This window comes from Nonomuraea typhae, assembly GCF_009760925.1.
Lineage (GTDB): Bacteria > Actinomycetota > Actinomycetes > Streptosporangiales > Streptosporangiaceae > Nonomuraea > Nonomuraea typhae.
In genome coordinates this window covers 355,713-374,906 of the sequence record NZ_VRLV01000006.1, presented here as the reverse complement: position 1 = coordinate 374,906, position 19,194 = coordinate 355,713, and the positions used below count along the sequence as shown (strand labels likewise).

Annotated in this window: 19 protein-coding genes and 1 tRNA gene; 8 read left to right on the top strand and 12 right to left on the bottom strand. The window is 70.7% G+C overall.

Annotated elements, in window-relative coordinates; all coding sequences use genetic code 11:
- Nucleotides 1-2: 2 nt before the first annotated feature.
- Complete coding sequence (locus tag FVE25_RS24570) at nt 3-431, top strand: hypothetical protein (protein ID WP_157249386.1); 429 nt, start codon at nt 3-5, stop codon at nt 429-431.
- Here FVE25_RS24570 and FVE25_RS24565 read toward each other — a convergent pair.
- Nucleotides 428-1,567 carry a cystathionine gamma-synthase gene (locus FVE25_RS24565; protein WP_157249385.1) on the bottom strand — a complete coding sequence of 380 codons (1,140 nt, stop codon included), beginning with the start codon at nt 1,565-1,567 and terminating at the stop codon, nt 428-430. The two genes, FVE25_RS24570 and FVE25_RS24565, sit on opposite strands and share 4 nt — an antisense overlap.
- A 106-nt stretch (nt 1,568-1,673) precedes the next feature.
- A complete protein-coding gene (locus FVE25_RS24560) occupies nt 1,674-1,916 on the bottom strand; it encodes a hypothetical protein (RefSeq protein ID WP_157249384.1) in 243 nt (80 codons plus the stop codon).
- A gap of 140 nt (nt 1,917-2,056) precedes the next feature.
- Here FVE25_RS24560 and FVE25_RS24555 point away from each other — a divergent pair, with 140 nt between their 5' ends.
- Entirely contained in the window at nt 2,057-3,199 is a 1,143-nt protein-coding gene (locus FVE25_RS24555) for a sensor histidine kinase (RefSeq protein WP_157249383.1), read from the top strand.
- On the opposite strand, the gene FVE25_RS24550 is transcribed toward FVE25_RS24555, so the two are convergent.
- Nucleotides 3,163-6,138 (bottom strand): AfsR/SARP family transcriptional regulator, encoded by a 2,976-nt coding sequence (locus FVE25_RS24550; RefSeq protein ID WP_219825624.1) that lies wholly within the window; start codon nt 6,136-6,138, stop codon nt 3,163-3,165. The two genes, FVE25_RS24555 and FVE25_RS24550, sit on opposite strands and share 37 nt — an antisense overlap.
- A 93-nt stretch (nt 6,139-6,231) precedes the next feature.
- Here FVE25_RS24550 and FVE25_RS24545 point away from each other — a divergent pair, with 93 nt between their 5' ends.
- Complete coding sequence (locus FVE25_RS24545) at nt 6,232-7,089, top strand: NAD(P)-dependent oxidoreductase (RefSeq protein WP_157249381.1); 858 nt, start codon at nt 6,232-6,234, stop codon at nt 7,087-7,089.
- Between the two features lie 12 nt (nt 7,090-7,101).
- Here FVE25_RS24545 and FVE25_RS24540 read toward each other — a convergent pair whose 3' ends face one another.
- Entirely contained in the window at nt 7,102-8,472 is a 1,371-nt protein-coding gene (locus FVE25_RS24540; protein WP_157249380.1) for a cystathionine beta-synthase, read from the bottom strand.
- 251 nt (nt 8,473-8,723) lie between these two features.
- Here FVE25_RS24540 and FVE25_RS24535 point away from each other — a divergent pair, with 251 nt between their 5' ends.
- Nucleotides 8,724-9,584 (top strand): SGNH/GDSL hydrolase family protein, encoded by an 861-nt coding sequence (locus FVE25_RS24535; protein ID WP_343046157.1) that lies wholly within the window; start codon nt 8,724-8,726, stop codon nt 9,582-9,584.
- Nucleotides 9,585-9,643: 59 nt separating this feature from the next.
- Nucleotides 9,644-10,987: an outer membrane protein assembly factor BamB family protein gene (locus tag FVE25_RS24530; RefSeq protein ID WP_157249379.1), complete on the top strand. Its 1,344-nt coding sequence runs from the start codon at nt 9,644-9,646 to the stop codon at nt 10,985-10,987.
- Between the two features lie 16 nt (nt 10,988-11,003).
- Here the strand turns inward: FVE25_RS24530 and FVE25_RS24525 are convergent, their stop codons facing one another.
- The gene (locus tag FVE25_RS24525; protein ID WP_157249378.1) at nt 11,004-11,438 is read right to left on the bottom strand and encodes an SgcJ/EcaC family oxidoreductase; all 435 of its coding nucleotides are present in this window, start codon (nt 11,436-11,438) and stop codon (nt 11,004-11,006) included.
- 93 nt (nt 11,439-11,531) lie between these two features.
- Here FVE25_RS24525 and FVE25_RS24520 point away from each other — a divergent pair, with 93 nt between their 5' ends.
- The 3 genes from FVE25_RS24520 to FVE25_RS24510 all read left to right on the top strand — a co-directional run bounded on the left by FVE25_RS24520 (nt 11,532) and on the right by FVE25_RS24510 (nt 14,466).
- Nucleotides 11,532-11,981 carry a MarR family winged helix-turn-helix transcriptional regulator gene (locus FVE25_RS24520; protein WP_246267363.1) on the top strand — a complete coding sequence of 150 codons (450 nt, stop codon included), beginning with the start codon at nt 11,532-11,534 and terminating at the stop codon, nt 11,979-11,981.
- Between the two features lie 54 nt (nt 11,982-12,035).
- Nucleotides 12,036-13,109, top strand: coding sequence for a serine hydrolase domain-containing protein (locus tag FVE25_RS24515; RefSeq protein WP_157249377.1), 1,074 nt, complete (start codon nt 12,036-12,038; stop codon nt 13,107-13,109).
- A gap of 109 nt (nt 13,110-13,218) precedes the next feature.
- A complete protein-coding gene (locus FVE25_RS24510) occupies nt 13,219-14,466 on the top strand; it encodes an acetyl-CoA C-acetyltransferase (RefSeq protein WP_157249376.1) in 1,248 nt (415 codons plus the stop codon).
- A 221-nt stretch (nt 14,467-14,687) separates the two neighbouring features.
- On the opposite strand, the gene FVE25_RS24505 is transcribed toward FVE25_RS24510, so the two are convergent.
- The 7 genes from FVE25_RS24505 to FVE25_RS24475 form a co-directional block, all read right to left on the bottom strand.
- The gene (locus FVE25_RS24505; RefSeq protein WP_157249375.1) at nt 14,688-15,098 is read right to left on the bottom strand and encodes a PPOX class F420-dependent oxidoreductase; all 411 of its coding nucleotides are present in this window, start codon (nt 15,096-15,098) and stop codon (nt 14,688-14,690) included.
- Nucleotides 15,099-15,160: 62 nt separating this feature from the next.
- Nucleotides 15,161-15,394 (bottom strand): DUF4287 domain-containing protein, encoded by a 234-nt coding sequence (locus FVE25_RS24500; RefSeq protein WP_157249374.1) that lies wholly within the window; start codon nt 15,392-15,394, stop codon nt 15,161-15,163.
- 157 nt (nt 15,395-15,551) lie between these two features.
- Entirely contained in the window at nt 15,552-16,346 is a 795-nt protein-coding gene (locus FVE25_RS24495) for a Bax inhibitor-1/YccA family protein (protein WP_157249373.1), read from the bottom strand.
- A gap of 279 nt (nt 16,347-16,625) precedes the next feature.
- Nucleotides 16,626-16,698 (bottom strand) — tRNA-Leu (locus FVE25_RS24490).
- A 49-nt stretch (nt 16,699-16,747) separates the two neighbouring features.
- Nucleotides 16,748-17,311, bottom strand: a complete 564-nt coding sequence (locus tag FVE25_RS24485) for a peptide deformylase (protein WP_157249372.1) — start codon at nt 17,309-17,311, stop codon at nt 16,748-16,750.
- Nucleotides 17,308-17,805 carry a glycine cleavage system transcriptional repressor gene (locus tag FVE25_RS24480; RefSeq protein WP_246267362.1) on the bottom strand — a complete coding sequence of 166 codons (498 nt, stop codon included), beginning with the start codon at nt 17,803-17,805 and terminating at the stop codon, nt 17,308-17,310. The genes FVE25_RS24485 and FVE25_RS24480 overlap by 4 nt, the downstream gene beginning before the upstream one ends.
- 34 nt (nt 17,806-17,839) lie before the next feature.
- On the bottom strand, nt 17,840-19,162 hold the full coding sequence (locus FVE25_RS24475) for an NAD(P)/FAD-dependent oxidoreductase (protein ID WP_157249370.1): 1,323 nt from the start codon (nt 19,160-19,162) through the stop codon (nt 17,840-17,842).
- Nucleotides 19,163-19,194 lie beyond the last annotated feature (32 nt).

Sequence of the window (19,194 nt, the reverse complement as noted above, 5' to 3'; positions counted from 1 at the left end):
GCATGTCTGTGCTCATCTGGCTGCACATCGCCTTCGCGATCTTCGCGATCGGGCCCCTCACCGCGCTCACCCACGCGGCCCCCCGCGCCATCAGGAACAAGAACACCGGCCTGCTGACGTTCATCCACCGCTCGACCCGCCTCTACGCCCTGCTCGCCCTCGGCGTGCTGATCTTCGGCGTCGCCGCGGGCGTGATGGCGGGCGGAGGTCTGCTGGGCAAGTGGAACATGACCGCGTCGATGACGTTGTTCATCGTCGCAGCCGTGCTCATCATCATCGTCGAGCGCGATCTGAAGATCGCCGTCCGGGTTCTCACCAGCGAGAGCCCGGACGACGACGCCAAGGTCCAGACCGGCAGGATCGCCGCCATCGCCGGTGTGGTCTCGCTGATCTGGCTGGCGATCCTCTTCCTGATGGTCGTGCCGGACTAGCCCAGCGCCTTGGTGAGGTCGGCGAGCAGGTCGTCGACGGTCTCGATGCCCACCGACAGCCGCACCAGGTCGGCCGGCACCTCCAGCGGCGAACCGGCCGCCGAGGCGTGGGTCATCCGGCCCGGGTGCTCGATGAGCGACTCCACCCCGCCCAGCGACTCCCCCAGCGTGAACAGCTCGGCGCGGTTGCAGACCTCCACCGCGGCCTCCTCGCCCCCGGCCACGCGGAAGGAGACCATGCCGCCGAACCGCTTCATCTGCTTGGCCGCCACTTCGTGGCCCGGGTGCTCGGCCAGACCCGGATAGAGCACCTGGGTCACCTTCGGGTGCGACAGCAGCAGGTCGACCACCCGCTCGGCGTTGTCGCAGTGGCGGTCCATGCGCACGCCCAGCGTCTTGAGCCCGCGCAACGTCAGCCACGCGTCGAACGGCCCGGCCACCGCGCCCATCGCGTTCTGGTGGTAGGCCAGCTCGTCGCCGAGCTCCTTCGAGCGCGCGATCAGCGCCCCGCCGACCACGTCGGAGTGCCCGCCGACGTACTTGGTCGTCGAGTGCACGACGATGTCGGCCCCCAGCTCCAGCGGTCGCTGCAGGTACGGCGAAGCGAACGTGTTGTCCACGACCAGCAGCGCGTCGTTGTCGTGGGCCAGTTCGGCCAGCCCCGCGATGTCGGCGATGCCCAGCAGCGGGTTCGTGGGCGTCTCCACCCAGACGATCTTCGTCTTCTGCGTCATCGCCGCGGCCACGGCGTCCAGGCTGCCCAGCGGCACCGGGTCGTAGCGCAGCCCCCAGCGCTCGTTGACCTTGGCGAAGAGCCGGTAGGTGCCGCCGTAGGCGTCGTTGGGGATGATGACGTGGTCGTTCGGCCTGCACACGGTGCGCAGCACGGTGTCCTCGGCGGCCAGGCCGGAGGCGAACGCCAGCCCGCGCGCCCCGCCCTCGACCGCGGCCAGCGCCTCTTCCAGCGCGGTCCTGGTCGGGTTGGCCGAGCGGCTGTATTCATAGCCGTTGCGCAGCCCGCCCACGCCGTCCTGCTTGTAGGTGGACGTGGCGTAGATCGGCGGCACCACCGCGCCGGTCAGCGGGTCTGCCTCCTGACCTGCGTGGATGGCCAAAGTCTCGAAACCGTTGCTCATACCCGCCACGGTAACGGAATCGGCCCGCGATTCCGTCCCCCAACGGTCTCGCGGGCCGATCCCTCCCCCAAGGCTCGCGCGCCATGCCCGCGGCGAGCCTCGCTCTTCAGGCCGCCTTGGGCGCGCTCTGCTCAGCGGCGCCGCGCCGCGGCAGCCGTATCGGAGCAAGCTCCTCAACTACGTAAACCACCTCAGCGTCGGCGCCGCGCGGCGGCACGTTGATGTGACGGCCGCTGGCCCCCTCGGCGGGCTCCCCGTTGATCCGGGAGAGCATGACCGGGTCGGCCAGCGCGAGCAGCACGCCCACCACGAGACCGACACCCAGTAGCACGAATCCGATGACAACCATTTCCCCGTCTCCCTTCCGACACCATCAAGCATCGGCGACCGACCCCTTGTTCCACCTCCGCTGAAGGTCTGGTCTGCGGCGACGTGACTCGGCCGAACGGTTGATACGTGGCCTCCGACTTCCGGCTTAGGCTCGGGTCCGTGGGGGACACCAAGCGCTTCGTCTACTGGATTCGCCGGCTCAGCGAGCTGGCCATGGTCGGCTGGCTGGGCCTGTTGCTCATGATCGACATGATCGCGGCCTACTCCGTCGGCGGCCCCCAGTGGATGGTCCCCGTCTGCGGCGGCGTCGGCATCGTGGCCGTGCTGGCCAGGCGCAAGCGCCGGGTCGAGGGCTTCACGCTGCTGCTGGCCCTGTCGTTCGTCACCTCGGTGGTCATCGGCGGCACCAACTACAACGGCCTGCCCGGCATGGCCGAGAGCGGCTCCCTGCTCATCCTCACCATCGGGGTGCTGCGCAACGTCGAGCCGGTGCGCAGGGCCGCGGTCCTGTCCGTGGTGGCGCTGGTCGTGCTCATGGCCGAGGGCTCCGGCCGCGACTACAACAACGGCGGGCTGGCCTTCTCGTTCCTGCTGTTCGGCGGGTGGTCGCTGGCCGCCGGCATCGGCGGCTACCTGCGTTTCCAGCAGGAGCGCCGCACGGAGGCCGTCTTCTCGGTACGGCGGGCCGAACGCCTGGAGCTGGCCCGCGAGCTGCACGACCTGGTGGCCCACCACATCACCGGCATCGTGGTGCAGGCGCAGGCGGCCAAGACCGTGGCCGAGATGAAGCCGGAGGCGGTCGTGCCCGCCCTCGACGCGATCGCCGGCGCCGGGGCCGAGGCGCTGACCTCGATGCGCCGCCTGGTCAGCGTGCTGCGCGCGGAGGACGAAGCCGAGCGCAGACCGGGCACCCGGCTGGCCGACCTGCGGATACTGACCGACCGTTTCTCGGCCGGCGGGCCCAAGGTGGCCTTCGAGATCGGCCAGGGCATCGACGATTCGACCCTGCCGCCCGAGGTCGTCACCACGCTCCACCGGGTGCTGCAGGAGGCGCTGACGAACGTGCGCAAGCACGCCCCCGGCACCGCCTGGGTGGAGGCCGACCTGCGGGTGTTCCCCGGCGTGGTGCGGCTGCGCGTGCGCAACTTCGGCTCGGCCGCAGACCCCAGGGTGGCCCGGCTGGGCGGCGGGTTCGGGCTGGTGGGCATGGCCGAGCGGGTGGAGGCGCTGGGCGGCAGGCTGTTCGCCGGGCCCACGCCGGAGGGCTATTGGGAGGTGATCGCGGAGTTCCCGCTGGCGTGAAGCCGCTCCTCCAGATCCGACTCCCCTGACCGGAAGGCCGCGGCGAACTCCTCCTCGTCCAGGACCGCCCGGATCCGGTCCGTGGCCCGCTCGACGTCCAGCCGTTCCCCCGCGGGCAGCGGCGCCCCCACCGACGCGCGGAGGGCGGCAGCCGTACCCAGGTTGCGGGCGGCCTCCTCGGCGCGGCCGGCCAGCGAGAGCGCGCCCGCCAGCCCTTCGAGCGCCAGCGCGATCGCCCGCGGGTCGCCGGTGGCGCGGGCGTTCGCGTAGCCCTCCTGCTGCCTGGCCAGCGCGGTCTCCGCATCGCCCCGCTGCTCGGCGGCGAAACCCAGCTCGGCCAGCGCGAACGCGATGCCCGCCGTGCCGCCCACCTGCCGCAGCCAGGCGAACCACGGCAGCAGGTAGTCCTCGGCCGCGCCGTACCTGCCCTGCCGCCGCGCGCTGATCGCCAGCCCGATCACCGCGTGCTCCTCGGCCGACTTGAAGGACTGCTCGACCGCCAGCGCCCGCGCCCGCTCGTGGTAGTCGTCGGCCCGCGCGTAGTCGCCCTCCAGCAGCGCCAGCCGGCCCAGCCCGGACACCTTGAACGGCGAGACGATGCCCAGCTCCCCGGCCAGGCGCAGCTCCTCCTCGCGCAGCCTGGCCGCCTCCGCGTAGTCGCCGCGGATCTCGGCCACCATGTCCAGCACCTCCATGGCCTCGGCCTGCCCCCAGCGGTCGCCCAGCTCGCTGAAGACGGCCAGGCCGCGGGCGCCGTCGCGGTCCATGGTGGCCAGGTCGCCGCGGCTGACGGCCAGCTTGGCCCGCAGCGTCAGCGCCGCCGCGACGCCCCAGCGCTCCCCCAGCGCCGTGAACGCGGCCAGCGCCTTCTCCACCTGGTCGTCGTGGACGGCGAAGTCGCCATAGGCCCAGGACACGTGGCTCAGGAACCAGTCGTGCACGGCCCGCCCGCAGGGGTCCAGGTCGTGGTACGGCACGGCCTGCGCGGGCTCGCCGATCACGCGGGTGAACCCGGCCAGCCACATGGCCGCCATGGCGCTCTGGCCGGCCGGTCCGCCTCTGGTCAGGGCGTAGGCCAGCGACCTGCGGGCCTCGCCGAGCCGGCCGCGCAGGAACCAGTACCAGGCCATGGCGTTGGCCAGCCGCAGCGGCTCCGGTCCCTCCAGCGCCAGCCGCAGGTTGCCGCTCTCCTGGTCCAGCCGGTCGAGCCACTCCCGCTGCCGGTGCCCGCGCAGCTCGGCGCTTTCGGCCAGCGTCGTGTAGTAGCGCGTGTGCCGCTCTCTGACCAGGTCGTACTCGCCCGCCTCGCGCAGCCGCTCGACCCCGTAGGCGGCGACCGACTCCAGCAGCCGGTACCTCGGCCCCGGCGTGACCAGCGAGCGGTCCACGAGCCGCGCGACCAGGTCGAGCACGTCGTGTCCCGGCTCGGCGCACACCTGCTCGGCCGCCTCCAGCGTGCATCCGTCGGCGTGTACGGCCAGCCGCCTGAGGACGAGGCGCTCCGGCTCGCTCAGCAGCTCCCAGCTCCAGTCGATCATCGCCCGGAGCGTCCGCTGCCGGGCGGGAGCGTCGCGCATCCCCGAACTGAGCAGCCGGAACCGGTCGTCCAGCCGCCTGGCCAGCTCGTCGGCGCCGAGCGCCCGCACCCGGGTCGCGGCCAGCTCGAGCGCCAGCGGGATGCCGTCCAGCCTGCGGCAGATCGTGCGTACGGCGGGACCGGGCTCGATGCCCGCCCGCGTGGCGAACAGCCGCACCGCGTCGTCCTCGGCCAGCGGCGGCACCACGTGGACCCGCTCGCCGGTCACGCCCAGCGGCTCCTGGCTGGTGGCTAGCACGCGCAGCTCCGGCGCCGCCTTGAGCAGGGCGGCGACGAGCTGGGCGACCGGTTCGACCAGATGCTCACAGTTGTCCAGCACGAGCAGCACCCGCCGCCCGCGCAGCGCCTGCGCGATCCTGGTCTCCAGGGGCGTCGAGGAGTCGTCCCGCACCCCGATCGCGGCGGCCAGGACGTCGGCCGGATGCGCGGTCCCCGCCAGCTCGGCCAGGTGAACGCCATCCGGGTGCTGGGCATCGCGGCGGGCCGCCTCCAGGGCCAGGCTGGTCTTGCCGACGCCGCCGGGACCGGTCAGCGTGACCAGCCGCTCGCGGGCCAGCAGCCCCGCCACCTCCTCCAGCTCGCCGTCCCTGCCGACCAGCGCAACCAGCGCCGCGGGCAGCCCGCGCGCCGCGGCCGCTCCGGCCGGGCCGGGGGCGGCGGCCAGGGCGGGGTCCTGGCGCAGGATGCGCGCGTGCAGGTCGACCACCTCCGGCGACGGGTCGAGCCCCAGTTCCCCGGCCAGCCGTTCACGCAGGTCGGTGTAGGTGGCCAGCGCCTCGCTCTGCCGTCCGGCCCGGTAGAGGGCGTGCATGTGCACCGCCCGCAACCGCTCGCGCAGCGGGTGCCCGGCCACCAGATCCCCCACCTCGACCGGCTCCCCCAACGCCAGCCGTACCTCGGACAGCTCTTCGACGGCGGCCAGCCGCAGCTCTTCCAGGCGCGTGATCGCGGGCCGGGCGAAGTCGAGGTCGGCCACGTCGGCATAGGCGGGCCCGCGCCACAACGCCAGCGCCTCCTCCAGCTCGGCGACCCGTTCGCGCGGCGCGGAGGTACGGCGGGCCAGCAGTTCCTCGAACCCGGAGGCGTCCACCCGCCGGGCCACGACCCGGTAGCCGCCGGGCCCGCGCACGATCGCGCCGGGATCGCCGAGCGCCCGCCGGAGCTGCGAGATGCGCGCCTGCAGGGTGCCGACCGGGTTGCGGGAGGGACGCGCACCCCACAGGTCCTCGATCAGCCGGTCGGCCGAGACGGAACGGCCCTCGTGGACCAGCAGGTCGGCCAGCAGCGCGCGCACCTTGGGCTCGGCCACGTGCAACGGTTCCCCCGAGTCGTCCCATGCCACGAGCGGACCCAGTACCCCGAAACTCACCACATACGGATTAAACCCGTAGCGGGCCCGTGGGGATTCCGTGGCGGGCGGCGGCACGGTGAAGCCATGACAAACCAGGTGACAGTGGTCGGCCTCGGGCCGATGGGCGCGACGATGGCCGAGCGGTTCCTCGACGCGGGATACGACGTGACGGTCTGGAACAGGACGGCGAGCAAGGCGGCGCCGCTGGTGGCCCGCGGCGCCACGCTGGCCGAACGGCCGGCGGGCGACCTCATGGTGATCAGCCAGCTGAACTATCGCGCGATGTACGACAGCCTCGCCGGGGTGGACCTCAAGGGCAAGGTGCTGGTCAACCTCAGCTCCGACAGCCCGAAGGTGCTGCGCGAGGCGGCGTCGTGGGTGGCCGGGCAGGGTGGCGTGCTGGTGACCGCGGGGATCATGGTGCCCCCGCCCGGCATCGGGCAGCCGGGATCGTACGCCTTCTACAGCGGGCCGGGCGAGGTGATCGAGCGGCACACCCAGACGCTGCGGACGCTGGGCGACGTGGTCGACGTCGGCACGGACCCGGGCCTGGCCATGCTCTTCTACCAGGCCCAGCTGTACGTGTTCTGGTCGACGCTGACGAGCTTCATGCACGCCACCGCGCTGCTGGGTACCGCCGGGGTCAAGCCCGCCCAGGGCCTGCCGTACTTCAAGGAGACCGTCGGCCTGCTGGCCTCGGACGGGCCGATGGGCTTCCTCCAGCAGCTGTCCGACGAGATCGAGGCCGGTGAGTACCCGGGCGAGCTGAACAGCATGCACATGATGGCGGTCGGCGCCGAGCACGCGCTCGACGCCTTCCGCGACGCCGGGCTGGAGACGACCATGCCCGAGGCGCTGAAGGCGTTGTTCGAGCGGACCGACAAGGAAGGGCACGGCGCCGACGGGCTCAGCGCCGTGATCGAGATGATCAAGAAGCCCTAGTGGTCGGCGGCCCTAGTGGTTGGCGAGGAAGGCGAGCAGGTCCTGCCGGGTGATCAGCCCGGCGGGCTTGCCGTCCTCCAGCACGACCGCGGCGTCGGCCTTCTCCAGCGCCTCGACCGCCCGCGCCACCGGCTCGCCGCCGCCGATCGTGGGCAGCGGCTGGGACATGTGCTCGGCGATCGGGTCCTCGGCGCGCAGGCGGCCGTGGTACAGGGCCTCCAGCAGGTCGCGCTCCAGGATCGAGCCGACCACCTCGGCCGCCATGACCGGCGGCTCCTCCTTCATGACCGGGAGCTGGGAGACTGAGTACTCCCGCATGATCGCGATGGCCTCGCCCACGGACTCGTGCGGGTGCACGTGCACGAACTCCGGCAGCGACGCCCCCTTGCGGGCCAGCACGTCGACGACCAGGCCCTCCTCGGACGAGGTGGTCAGGAAGCCGTAGTCGGCCATCCAGTCGTCGTTGAAGATCTTCGACAGGTAGCCGCGCCCGCCGTCGGGCAGCAGCACCACGACCACGTCGTCCTTCTGCGCACGGGCCGCCACCTGCAGCGCCGCCACGACCGCCATGCCGCACGAGCCGCCCACCAGCAGGCCCTCCTCGCGGGCCAGGCGGCGGGTCATGTTGAAGGAGTCCTTGTCGGAGACCGCGATGATCTCGTCGCAGATCGTGGTGTCGTAGGTGGCCGGCCAGATGTCCTCGCCGACCCCTTCAACCAGGTACGGCCGGCCTGACCCGCCCGAGTACACCGAGCCCTCGGGGTCAGCGCCGATGATCTTCACCTGGCCGCCGGAGATCTCCTTGAGGTAGCGGCCGGTGCCGCTGATCGTGCCGCCCGTGCCCACGCCCGCCACGAAGTGGGTGATGCGGCCCTCGGTCTGCTCCCACAGCTCCGGCCCCGTCGAGTAGTAGTGGGAGTCGGGGTTGTTCTGGTTGGTGTACTGGTCGGGCTTCCAGGCGTTCGGGATCTCCCGGGCCAGGCGGTCGGAGACCGAGTAGTAGGACTCGGGGTGGTCCGGCGAGACGGCCGTCGGGCAGACCACGACCTCGGCCCCATAGGCGCGCAGGACCGCGATCTTGTCCTGGGCGACCTTGTCCGGGACCACGAAGACGCACCGGTAGCCCTTGGTCTGCGCCACGATGGCCAGGCCCACGCCGGTGTTGCCGGAGGTCGGCTCGACGATCGTGCCGCCCGGGCGCAGCGCGCCCGACTGCTCGGCGGCCTCGATCATGCGTACGGCGATGCGGTCCTTGACCGAACCGCCCGGATTGAAGTACTCGACCTTGGCGAGCACCTGGGCGGGCAGGCCGGCGGAGACTTTGTGCAGCCGGACGAGCGGAGTGTTCCCCATCAGCTCGACCAGGGAATCGTAAACGCGCACCGCGGTGTTCACCTTCTTTACCGAAGCTTGGTCAGCTTGCCAGCAGCCGAGATCCCCAGAGGGTGGCGGGCGCTCGGCTAGTTTCAGACAAACGCTACCGCCGAGTGTGGTTGAGGGGGGCACACCACGTGATCTGGACACCGGGGGTGGCGCGGGCGGCTCGCAGGATCGCGACCGCCGCAGCGCTCGGAGGCGGGGGCCTGACGGCCCTGGGAGCAACGGCCTACGGCCTTTTGATAGCCGAGAGTCTGGTGGCGCGCAAGGTGATCGGGCGCCCGCACGGCATGGACGGCCCATCTGCGGACGGGACCTATGGCGACTTTTCCGGCGAGCCGATCAGGATGGTCATGCTCGGCGACTCCACCTCGGTGGGGCTCGGCGTGCGCGACCCGGCCAAGACGCCGGGCGTCCTGCTGGCCGGCGGGCTGGCCGAGGTGGCCGAGCGGCCGGTGCGGCTGGACGTCTTCGGCCGGTCCGGCGCCCCGTCGGCCCATCTGGGTGAACAGGTGGACCGGGCGCTGCGGGTGCGGCCCGAGATAGCCGTCATCTTCATCGGGGCCAACGACGTGACCACGCAGACGCCGCCGGCGGTAGCCGTACGGCATCTGCAGAAGGCGGTGCGGCGGTTGCGTGAGGCGGGGGCGGAGGTGGTGGTCGGGACCTGCCCGGATCTTGGCACGGTCCAGCCGCTCGCGCAGCCGCTGCGCTGGGTGATGCGGCGCTGGAGCCGCCAGCTCGCCGCGGCGCAGACCGTGGCGGTGGTGGAGGCGGGCGGCAGGACGGTGGCGTTCGCCGACATCCTGGGACCGGAATTCTCTACAAACCCTGACGAAATGTTCGGACCGGATCGTTTCCATCCATCTGACCGAGGTTACGCCCAGGCCGCTTACGCGGTGCTACCTTCTGTATGCGCTGCGTTGGCGCTGTGGCCCGAGCCTCGACCCGCTCGTGGCGATGGGCTGCAACCGATTTACCTAGCGGCGGCCACGGCCGCGGAGGAACCCGGGACCGAGGTCACCGCGACCCGGGTCGCCGGGCGGGCGACCGGCCCCTACGGAAAGTGGGTGACGTTGTTCCGCCGGCGGCTGGGCGCGCTGCTCGACGACGCCTGACCCCGATCACCCTCCGAGCCGATGCCGTCACTCCCCGTCCCCACTGGAGTGGATAGCCCGTGCTCCGACCTCTCGCGATACCGGCCCTCGCCCTCGCGGTGCTCGCCGTCGCCGGCTGCTCCGGCAGCGACGCGGCCACCGCCGAATTCCCCACGTGGCAGAACACCGAGGTCAACGCGGTCAGCCGCATGGCCTCCGCCGGAGGCGTCGTCACGACCACCTCCATGAAGACCGACGGCAGCCTCGAGACCGTCGCCCTCGACCAGAAGACCGGCAAGAAGTTGTGGCAGTACCCGGCCACGATGGCCGGCCGCCTGCCCGGCATGGGCGTCTCCGCCCCCGCCATCGTCCAGGGAGCCGGCGGCAACCCCGTCGTCGTCGCCCTCGACTCGCAGAAGAAGGACCGCTGGAACGCCACCCTGGTCGCCCGCGACGGCCGCACCGGCCAGCAGAAGTGGATCAGGCCCGTCCACTCGACCTTCGGCCCCCAGCGCTGCGGGCCGTACGTCTGCCTGTCCGAGCACACCGCCCTGAGCGGGGCCCGGGTCGTCGTCCTCGACCCGGCCTCCGGCAAGACCCTGTGGAAGCTGCCGGGCATCGCCGAGGTCGAGTGGTCCGACCCCACCCGCGTCCTGCTGCTGCGCCTGGCCGCCAACCCCATGATCGAGTCCTACGAGCTCAAGACCGGCAAGTTGTTGTGGCAGCAGCCGCTGGAGCAGGCGCTCGGCCCCGGCATCGACCTGTCGGGCGGCTGGGCCTTCGGCGCCACCGGCGACAACCTCACCGGCTACGTCGCCCCCTACACCGACCCGCGCACGAAGCAGGTCTCCACCTTCGGCCTGTTCTCCATGCGCATCAGCGACGGCGGCATCAACTGGATGCGTCCTTCCGTGGTGCGCGTGTATCCGAGCGGCAACCCCGGTTACGCCCCGGTCGTGCGGCCCGTCGACCTGCAGGGCGCCTACGGCGGCTTCGCCCGCCTCGACGCCGGCAGTGGCCGGGTCGTCGGCCAGATCACCACCGCCCAGGTGCCCGGCTCCGGCTGGTGGCTGGCCTTCCCCGACCGCATGGACAAACTCGGCTTCCTCAAGCACAACACCAAGGGCACGGCCTACGACCTCGCCTCCGGCGAATCCCTGCCGGTCGAGGACGAAACCGGCTGGAGCTTCTGCGTGACCGACCCCAAGCCCCTCGCGCTGCGGGGCCAGGCCCAGGGCTTCTACTCGGTGGCCGCCGTGTGCGAATACGACCTGGCGACCGGCAAACGCACCGCCCGGCCGGGGGCGGCGCCGCCCCCGTGGTTCACCGGCAGCCAGGACGGCTGGCGGCTGTGGCGCGACGAGAAGGGCGCCGTGCATGCGATCAACGACGGCACCCCCAGCGCGCCGGGCATGTACGGCTGAGCGTAGGGTCTGGCGCTCACTTCGCCGGCTTGCTGGCGGGCTTGAACAGGAAGGAGACGGCCTCCATCAGCGGCTTGCGCTGCGTCTTCTGGACGGCGGCGATGCGCCACTGGCCGTCGGCCTCGCGCACGACGGTGTAGGTGGCCAGCTTGCTGAGCTTCTTGGGCGTGCCCTTGGCGACATCGCCGCGGGTGACGACCACGGCGGCGTCGGCGCCGTAGCGGCGGATCCCGACGATCTCCACGGTCAGTTTGGTGCCCTTGAGGAAGCTGTCGAACAGAGCCTGGTGGGCCCGGCCCACTTCGCCGCCGCCCTGGTAGAGGGTGCCGACGAAGGTGACGTCGGTGGCGTCGGCGGTGAAGCAGGCGCCGTAGGCTGCGCCGTCGCCGCGGTTCCACGCCTCCTGGCTGCGGGCGATGACGTCCTGGATGGCGGTGAGGTCGGTGGTCATGAGCGTCTTCCTCTCTGTATCATCTTCCTTTAAGAAGTTTCTTCTTTGAAGATTTTTCTTCTCTAAGGAAGAGATTAGAGAGTGGAGGAATCCGTGTCAACACCTGCCGACGCCGGCCGCGCCTACCGTCGCTACCTCAGCGCGGTCATGGCCCACGGGCACGCCGGCGCACGGGCCTGCGGCCTGGGCGCAAGCGACCTCTACGCGCTGAACCTGCTGGAGCTGACCGGCCCGATGACCCCCGGCGAACTGGGCGCCCGCACCGGCCTGACCACCGGGCCCACCACCCGCCTCATCGACCGCCTGGAGCACGCCGGCTACGTCCGCAGGGCGCCGGCGCCCGACGACCGGCGCAAGGTCCTCGTCGAACCGATCGGCAGACCGGCCCAGCTCGACGAGGTCCTCGCACCCGCCAGGGAGAAGATCGGCGAGATCCTGTCCGGCTACACCCCGGAGCAGCGCGGCGTGCTCTTCGACTACTTCCGGCGGGCCGGTGCGGCCTACCAGGAGGCGGTGGAGGACCTGCGGAAAACCACAGGATGATCGGGTGGCCGCCCTCATGGGACGGCCGCGCCCCGGCCCCTAGCGTCTTCACCCATGATGACGAACCTCTTGATCGCGGCCCTTGTGATGACACCCACTCCCGCCACTCCGGCGGCCGAGTCGAAGGTCCAGGCGATGCTCGACACCCTGGTCCGCGACGACAAGGCCACGGCCGCGCTGATCCGGGTGGACTCCCGGGCCGGAGGCTGGTCGGCCGCGGCCGGGGTGGCGGATCTGCGCACCAAGAAGCCGGCGGACCCGGCCGGCCACTTCCGGATCGGCAGCATCACCAAGACCTTCGCCGCCACCGTGGTCATGCAGCTCGTGGACGAGGGCAAGGTCAAGCTCGACGAGCCGATCGCCCGATACCTGCCCGGCGAGGTGCCCGGCGGAGCGAAGATCACGGTCCGCCGGATCCTCGACCACACCAGCGGGCTCTACGACTACATGCACGAGCCCGGGTACTCCACCAACCGCTGGCGCGGCAAGGACCGCTTCCGCCACTACGACCCGGCCGAACTCCTCAAGGTGGCCTTCGCCGACCCGGCCAAATCCACCGAACCCGGCAAGGCGTGGGCGTACTCGAACACCAACTACGTCGTAGCCGGGCGGCTGATCGAGAAGGTGACGGGCCGGCCGTACGGGAAGGAAGTGGAGCGGCGCCTCCTGCGCCCGCTGAAGCTGACCGGGACCAGCGTGCCCGGTGACCGGCCCGGCCTGCCGTACCCGCACGCGCGCGGCTACGAGCCGGTCGGCGGCAAGCTGGTGGACGCGACGCGGATGAACCCGTCACTGGACGGCGCCGCGGGCGAGATGATCTCGACAGGGAGCGACCTCAACCGCTTCGCCGGCGCCCTGCTGGGCGGCAAACTGACCAGCGCCCGCTCGCTGGCCGCGATGCGGACCACGCAGGAGACCCAGGCGGGCTTCCGGTACGGCCTGGGCCTGCAGCAGTACCCGCTGCCCTGCGGCAAGTCCGTCTGGGGGCACAGCGGCGAGCTCATCGGCTACCTGACCTTCACCTTCGCCACGGAGGACGGCACCAGGATGACCCTGTCGGTGAACCCGGGCACCCGTCAGGGCACGACGGAGGACCTGTTCGGCATCGCCGCGACGATCTTCTGCTGACCGGCGCCGGCGGCATCTCGGTCTGGGAGGTGGTCCGGGCATCCCTCGCGTTCGCCGGCGGAGCCACTGAAATATAGTTCTAGGGAATCCCAACCGAGGAGGGGCACCCATGCCTGAGGCTGTCATCGTCGCGACCGCACGCTCGCCGATCGGCCGTGCCTTCAAGGGGTCGCTCAAGGACATCCGTCCCGACGACCTGACCGTGCAGATGATCAAGGCGGCTCTGGCCAAGGTGCCGCAGCTCGACCCGGCCACGATCGACGACATCATGCTGGGCTGCGGCCTGCCCGGCGGCGAACAGGGCTTCAACATGGCCCGCGTGGTCTCGGTCATGCTCGGCCTCGACACCGTGCCCGGCACCACCATCACCCGCTACTGCTCCTCCTCGCTCCAGACCACCCGCATGGCCTTCCACGCGATCAAGGCCGGGGAGGGCGACGTGTTCGTCTCGGCCGGCGTGGAGACCGTCTCGCGCTTCGTCAAGGGCAACTCCGACGCCACGCCGTGGCCGCAGGACAGCGCCGAGAAGAAGCCCGAGCTCGAGAACCCGATCTTCGACGACGCCCGCGCCAGGACGGGCGCGTTCGCCGCCGGCGGCCAGACCTGGGCCGACCCCCGCGAGAACGGCGCCATCCCCGACATCTACATCGCCATGGGCCAGACCGCCGAGAACCTGGCCCAGCTCAAGGGCATCAGCCGCCGCGAGCAGGACGAGTTCGGCGTCCGCTCCCAGAACCTCGCCGAGAAGGCGCTGGCCGACGGCTTCTGGCAGAAGGACATCACCCCCGTCACCCTCCCCGACGGCACCGTGGTCAGCAAGGACGACGGCCCCCGAGCCGGCACCACCTACGAGGCGGTCGCAGGGCTGAAGCCCGTCTTCCGCCCCGACGGCACAGTCACGGCCGGCAACTGCTGCCCGCTGAACGACGGCGCCGCCGCCGTGATCGTCATGAGCGACACCAAGGCCGCCGAACTCGGCATCACCCCTCTGGCCCGCATCGTCTCCACCGGCGTCACCGGCCTGTCCCCCGAGATCATGGGCCTCGGCCCGGTCGATGCCTCGAAGATGGCGTTGTCGCGCGCCGGGATGGCCATCGAGGACGTGGACCTGGTCGAGATCAACGAGGCGTTCGCCGCCCAGGTCATCCCGTCGTACCAGGACCTGGGCATCGACCTCGACCGCCTCAACGTCAACGGCGGCGCGATCGCGGTCGGCCACCCGTTCGGCATGACCGGCGCCCGCATCACCTCCACCCTGATCAACAGCCTGCAGCACCACGACAGGTCCATCGGCCTCGAAACCATGTGCGTGGGCGGCGGCCAGGGCATGGCCATGCTCCTGGAGCGCCTGTCCTGACCACCTCTCAGCACTGCTGACAGGGATACGCGGGCCGGCCGGCCCGCGTATCCAGGGTCCCGGAAGGCGCTGTGCGGGCGCCTCTGGCCGATGGCTGGTCCAGGTCCGGGAACGGGCCGGCAATCCCCAGAAGGGCCGATTGCGGCCCGCCGTACGCCATCCCCGGACCCTCGCCTGCCCTCCGGACGCCGCACAAGCCCCGCCGGGCGCGCCGTCGGGGGCTAGCCGTGGAGGTCGGGGCCCGCGCGGGTGAGGGCTACGCGGACGATGACGCGCTGGTCGCGGATCATGGCGGCGCGGTAGTCGTCCCAGTCGGGGTGTTCGCCGGAGATGTCGCGGTAGTACGTGACCAGGTGCTCCATCGCGTCGGGCAGGGAGATGATCTCGGCCTGACCTTCGATCTGGATCCAGTCGCCGTAGAAGCCGTCGGTGAACACGCAGAGCGCGACGCTGGGGTCGCGGCGCATGTTGCGGGTCTTGGCAGCGGTCTCGCGGGTGCTGATGACCGCGTGGCCGTCCGTGTCCACGCCGACCGTCACCGGGGACATCTGCGGCCGGCCGTCACGGTGGCGGGTCAGCAGGACGGCGTGGTGGTGCTCACGGAGGAAGTCGAGTGCCTTGGCTGTGTCCATACAGACATGATCGCGCGCCCGTACCGAGGTGGCACGGGCGCGAAGGTTGGGGTTCGGGCTTTCTAGATGAAGCCCATGCGGTTACGGCGGTGCCGCTCGTGCTCGAACACGATTGCGGCGGCGTAGCCGTGGGTCAGCCCGTGCTCGTCGGCAAGCCAGTTGGCCCGCTCGTCGCACCTGAGGAAAGCCGGGCCGTTGTCAATGGCTTGGAACCACTCTGGGAGTTCGCGTCCCGTGATCGTCGGGACCCTGGCGATGAGCTTTGTCTGCGTCTCCGGTGAGTGGTTCAAGGACATGGGCACCTCCACGGATTCGGGTCCTTTGAATGACACTGCAACACCAGGTCGGGAAGTGCAACCCCCAAATCGGAAGCGTTTTGTGACTTTGTGGTCGCACACAGAGAAGGCCCCGCCGGTCGGCGGGGCCTCCTTCCGTTCACCTTCCCTTAAACGATCAGTCGTCTCCGGAGAAGTAGCTGACGAAGCGGAGCACCTCGAGGTAGATCCACACGAGGCTCAGCGTGAGGCCGAAGACGCACTGCCAGGCGAACTTCTCCGGAGCGCCCTGCTTGACGCCCTGCTCGATGGAGTCGAAGTCGAGCAGCAGGAAGAAGCAGCCGAGCAGGATCATCGCGGCGCTGAAGATGATGCCGATCGGGCTGTCGGTGCGCAGGCCGAGGCCGCCGCCCACGAAGAAGGAGGCGATCCAGTTGACCAGCATCAGGCCGAGCGCGCCGATCGCCGCGGCGATGACGAACTTGACCAGCTTCGGCGTGACGCGGACGATCCGCAGTGTGTAGACGGCCAGGACGCCGAGGAAGGCCATCATGGTGCCGACCACCGCGTTGAGCACGATGCCCGGGTAGCGCGCCTCGAAGAAGCTACTGAGCGCGCCGAGGAAGACGCCCTCGAAGATCGCGTAGCCGAGGATGAGCGCCGGGTTCGTGCTCTGCTTGAACGAGGCGATCAGTCCGAGGACCAGCGCCACGATCGCCGAGCCGACCGCCACGCCGAGCGGCACCTTGAGGACCCAGGCGGCGCCTGCCGCCGCGACGAGCACACCCAGGGTGATGAAACCTCGGATGACGACGTCGTCAAGGGTCATCGTCCGCGTGGCGGGCCTGGCCGGCGGAGCGTACGACGGCGCGTCGTACATGTTCTGCAGGTGATCCGGCGTGGGTGCCGGCCCTGCCCAGCCCTGCCCTTGGGTATTGCGGGACCTGCTGAAGACGGGGTTCTTGCTTTCCATCGCTGCCTCCACGCTGCGACCAGTGCGGCCAGCCTAGGGGACCGAGCGTCGTAGAGGTCAACTCCCGCTCGGATCTATGTGCATTCGAGACTCCACTAACGAGTGAAGCCGGTCCAGAGTTCCCGGGGCCAGAGCGACGCGCCCGGCGGCCCGCGCGGGACCCGCGCCGGACCCGGTCCGCCCGGCTCGGGCGGGGCGGTGCTTACGTAAATGGGAGTTGTAATTACACAGAGAATTCACCCTACGTGTCTTTGCAGGTCAGAGGCTGGAAATGGACGGTGCCCCCGGCGGGATTCGAACCCGCACTACAACCCTTTTAAGGGGTTTGCCTCTGCCATTGGGCTACGGGGGCGCCGCAATCATACGAAAGGGACCATGCCTCCGAGGAGCACAACTTTGTATCAGGCGTCACAACTGTGATGTCTGCGGTGAAGTGATAGGACTCCTGGCACTCTGTCTAGGAAGAGCAGACCGTCCAGATGGTCCAGTTGGTGCTGAATACAGCGGGCTTCGAAGGCGTCGGCCTCGATGGTGACAGACTCCCCCGAACCGGGCAGCGCGCCCTCGACGACGATGCGGGTCGCGCGCGGGATGTCCGCGGTCAGACCGGCGATCGAGGCACAGCCCTCGCGGCCGTGCTCCCAGCGGGAAGCCTCCACGAGCCGCGGGTTGACCAGCACGACCTCGCCCGCGGCCGAGCGGATGCGCGGGTGGCTGCGGGCGTCGAAGGCGATCATCCGGTACGGCAGGCCGATCTGCGGGGCGGCCAGGCCCGCGCCCGTCTCCCGCTCGCGCAGGGTGGCCACGAGGTCGGCGGCGGCCGAGACCGCCTCGGGGGTGTCCGCCTCGACCCGCTCCGCCTGCCGGGACAGCACGGGGTCGGGGGCCCGCCGGATCGGCCGCGCCGTACCACCCGAAAAGGTGCACTCCGGGAGCGACAGGGGCTCGGTGTGGTCGGTAGTCACAGGAGGTCCGGTTCCATCGGGCGGAAGGTGATCTCGGAGTCGAGTCCCGCGCCCACGGCGGCCAGGCGGCGCATCAGGCCCGCCACGTCCACCTCGGCGGGCAGGTCGACGTCGGCGATGAGCACGTAGAGGCGGCCGGTGAGGCGGGTGCTCATGCCGGTGATGTTGCCGCCCACCGAGGCCAGCACGGCGCTGATGGCCGAGATGATGCCGGGACGGTCGGGGCCGTGAACGGTCAGGACGTAGCCCAGGCCGGTGCCCGGGCAGCCGAAGTCGCGCCTGGCCTCGACCGCCGAGACCGTCACCACCAGCTCGGGCGCCGACAGGTGCCGACGCAGCTCCTCGGCGTCGAGGTCGCCGGAGACCAGCAGCATCATCGCCACGTGCCCGCCGAGGAGCGTCATCGTGGAATCCTGGATGTTGGCGCCGCACTCGGCGAGCGATCCCGTCACCGCGGCGATCACGCCTGGCCGGTCGACTCCGAGCACCGTCACCGCGGAGAGCCCCAACCCAGGATTCCCTTCTCGATCACGCCACGCGGCGCATGGTCGCCACGGCGGCCCTGAACCCGTCCCGCGGGTGCTCCATCTCGCCCAGGGAGATCGTCTCTCGCCTGAAGAAGAGCGCCAGAGTCCAGTCGACGACGACGCGGACCTTGCGGTTCAGCGTGGGCACCCTGGACAGATGGTAGGTGCGGTGCATGAACCATGCAGGGAATCCGCGAAGCTTGACCCCGTAGACGTTGGCCACGCCCCGGTGCAGGCCGAGCCCGGCGACCGATCCGACATACTTGTGCCGGTATTCGACGAGCTTCTGCCCGCGCATGCTGCGCATGATGTTGTCGGCCAGCACCTTGGCCTGCCGTACGGCGTGCTGGGCGTTGGGCGCGCAGTATTCGCCGGGGCTGGTCACGTCGGGCACGCCCGCCGCGTCGCCCGCGGCGAAGGCGTCCTTGACGCCGTCGACCGTGAGCAGCGTGGTGGTCTTGATCCGGCCGCGCTCGTCGAGCGGGAGGCCGCCCCCCGCGGCGACCGGGCTGGGCTTGACGCCGGCCGTCCAGACGAGGGTCTCCGCCTCGAACGTGGTGCCGTCCGACAGCACCACGTGGCCGCCCACGCAGGACTCCAGGCGGGTCTCCAGCTTCACGTCGATGCCGCGCTCGCGCAGCTGCTCCAGCGTCCATTTGCCCATCTCGGGGCCGACCTCGGGCAGGATCCGGTCGCTGGCCTCGACGAGCACCCAGCGGAGGTCCGCGGGCTTGATGTTGCGGTAGTAGCGGGTCGAGTGCTTGGCCATGTCCTCCAGCTCGGCCAGCGCCTCGACGCCGGCGAACCCGGCGCCGACCACGACGAAGGTCAGCGCGCGGCGCCGTACCTCGGGGTCCTCGGTCGACTCGGCGACGTCCAGCAGGTGCAGGACGCGGTTGCGCAGGGCGATGGCCTCGCCCACGGTCTTGAAGCCGATGCCGATGTCGGTCAGGCCGGGGATCGGCAGCGTGCGGGAGATCGAACCGGCCGCCATGACGAGGATGTCGTAGGCGATCTCGCGCGCCGGGCCCTCCAGCGGGTCGAAGGTGACGGTGCGCTCGTTGTGGTTGACCTCGGTCACCATGCCGTTGAGGATGCGGACCTTGGGCAGCACCCGGCGCAGCGGTGCGACCATGTGCCGGGGCGAGAGGTTGCCCGCGGCGGCCTCCGGAAGGAACGGCTGGTAGGTCATGTAGGAGTTGGGGTCGACGATGGTGATGCGCACGCCGCCATCGCGCAGCTCCCTGCGGAGCTTGCGCTGCAGCCGAAGCGCTGTGTAAAGACCGACGTAGCCGCCGCCGACAATCAAGATGTGCTTGTTCATCTTGAGGCACCATCCCTCGTGGAATGCTTGTG

Excerpts from the sequence above, each read along its gene's own strand:
- FVE25_RS24570 (WP_157249386.1), top strand. The coding sequence starts at position 3 with ATGTCTGTGCTCATCTGGCTGCACATCGCCTTCGCGATCTTCGCGATC.
- FVE25_RS24545 (WP_157249381.1), top strand. The coding sequence starts at position 6,232 with ATGACAAACCAGGTGACAGTGGTCGGCCTCGGGCCGATGGGCGCGACG.
- FVE25_RS24515 (WP_157249377.1), top strand. The coding sequence starts at position 12,036 with ATGATGACGAACCTCTTGATCGCGGCCCTTGTGATGACACCCACTCCC.
- FVE25_RS24475 (WP_157249370.1), bottom strand. The coding sequence starts at position 19,162 with ATGAACAAGCACATCTTGATTGTCGGCGGCGGCTACGTCGGTCTTTAC.
- FVE25_RS24495 (WP_157249373.1), bottom strand. The coding sequence starts at position 16,346 with ATGGAAAGCAAGAACCCCGTCTTCAGCAGGTCCCGCAATACCCAAGGG.
- FVE25_RS24560 (WP_157249384.1), bottom strand. The coding sequence starts at position 1,916 with ATGGTTGTCATCGGATTCGTGCTACTGGGTGTCGGTCTCGTGGTGGGC.
- FVE25_RS24500 (WP_157249374.1), bottom strand. The coding sequence starts at position 15,394 with ATGTCCTTGAACCACTCACCGGAGACGCAGACAAAGCTCATCGCCAGG.
- FVE25_RS24525 (WP_157249378.1), bottom strand. The coding sequence starts at position 11,438 with ATGACCACCGACCTCACCGCCATCCAGGACGTCATCGCCCGCAGCCAG.
- FVE25_RS24565 (WP_157249385.1), bottom strand. The coding sequence starts at position 1,567 with ATGAGCAACGGTTTCGAGACTTTGGCCATCCACGCAGGTCAGGAGGCA.
- FVE25_RS24510 (WP_157249376.1), top strand. The coding sequence starts at position 13,219 with ATGCCTGAGGCTGTCATCGTCGCGACCGCACGCTCGCCGATCGGCCGT.
- FVE25_RS24505 (WP_157249375.1), bottom strand. The coding sequence starts at position 15,098 with ATGGACACAGCCAAGGCACTCGACTTCCTCCGTGAGCACCACCACGCC.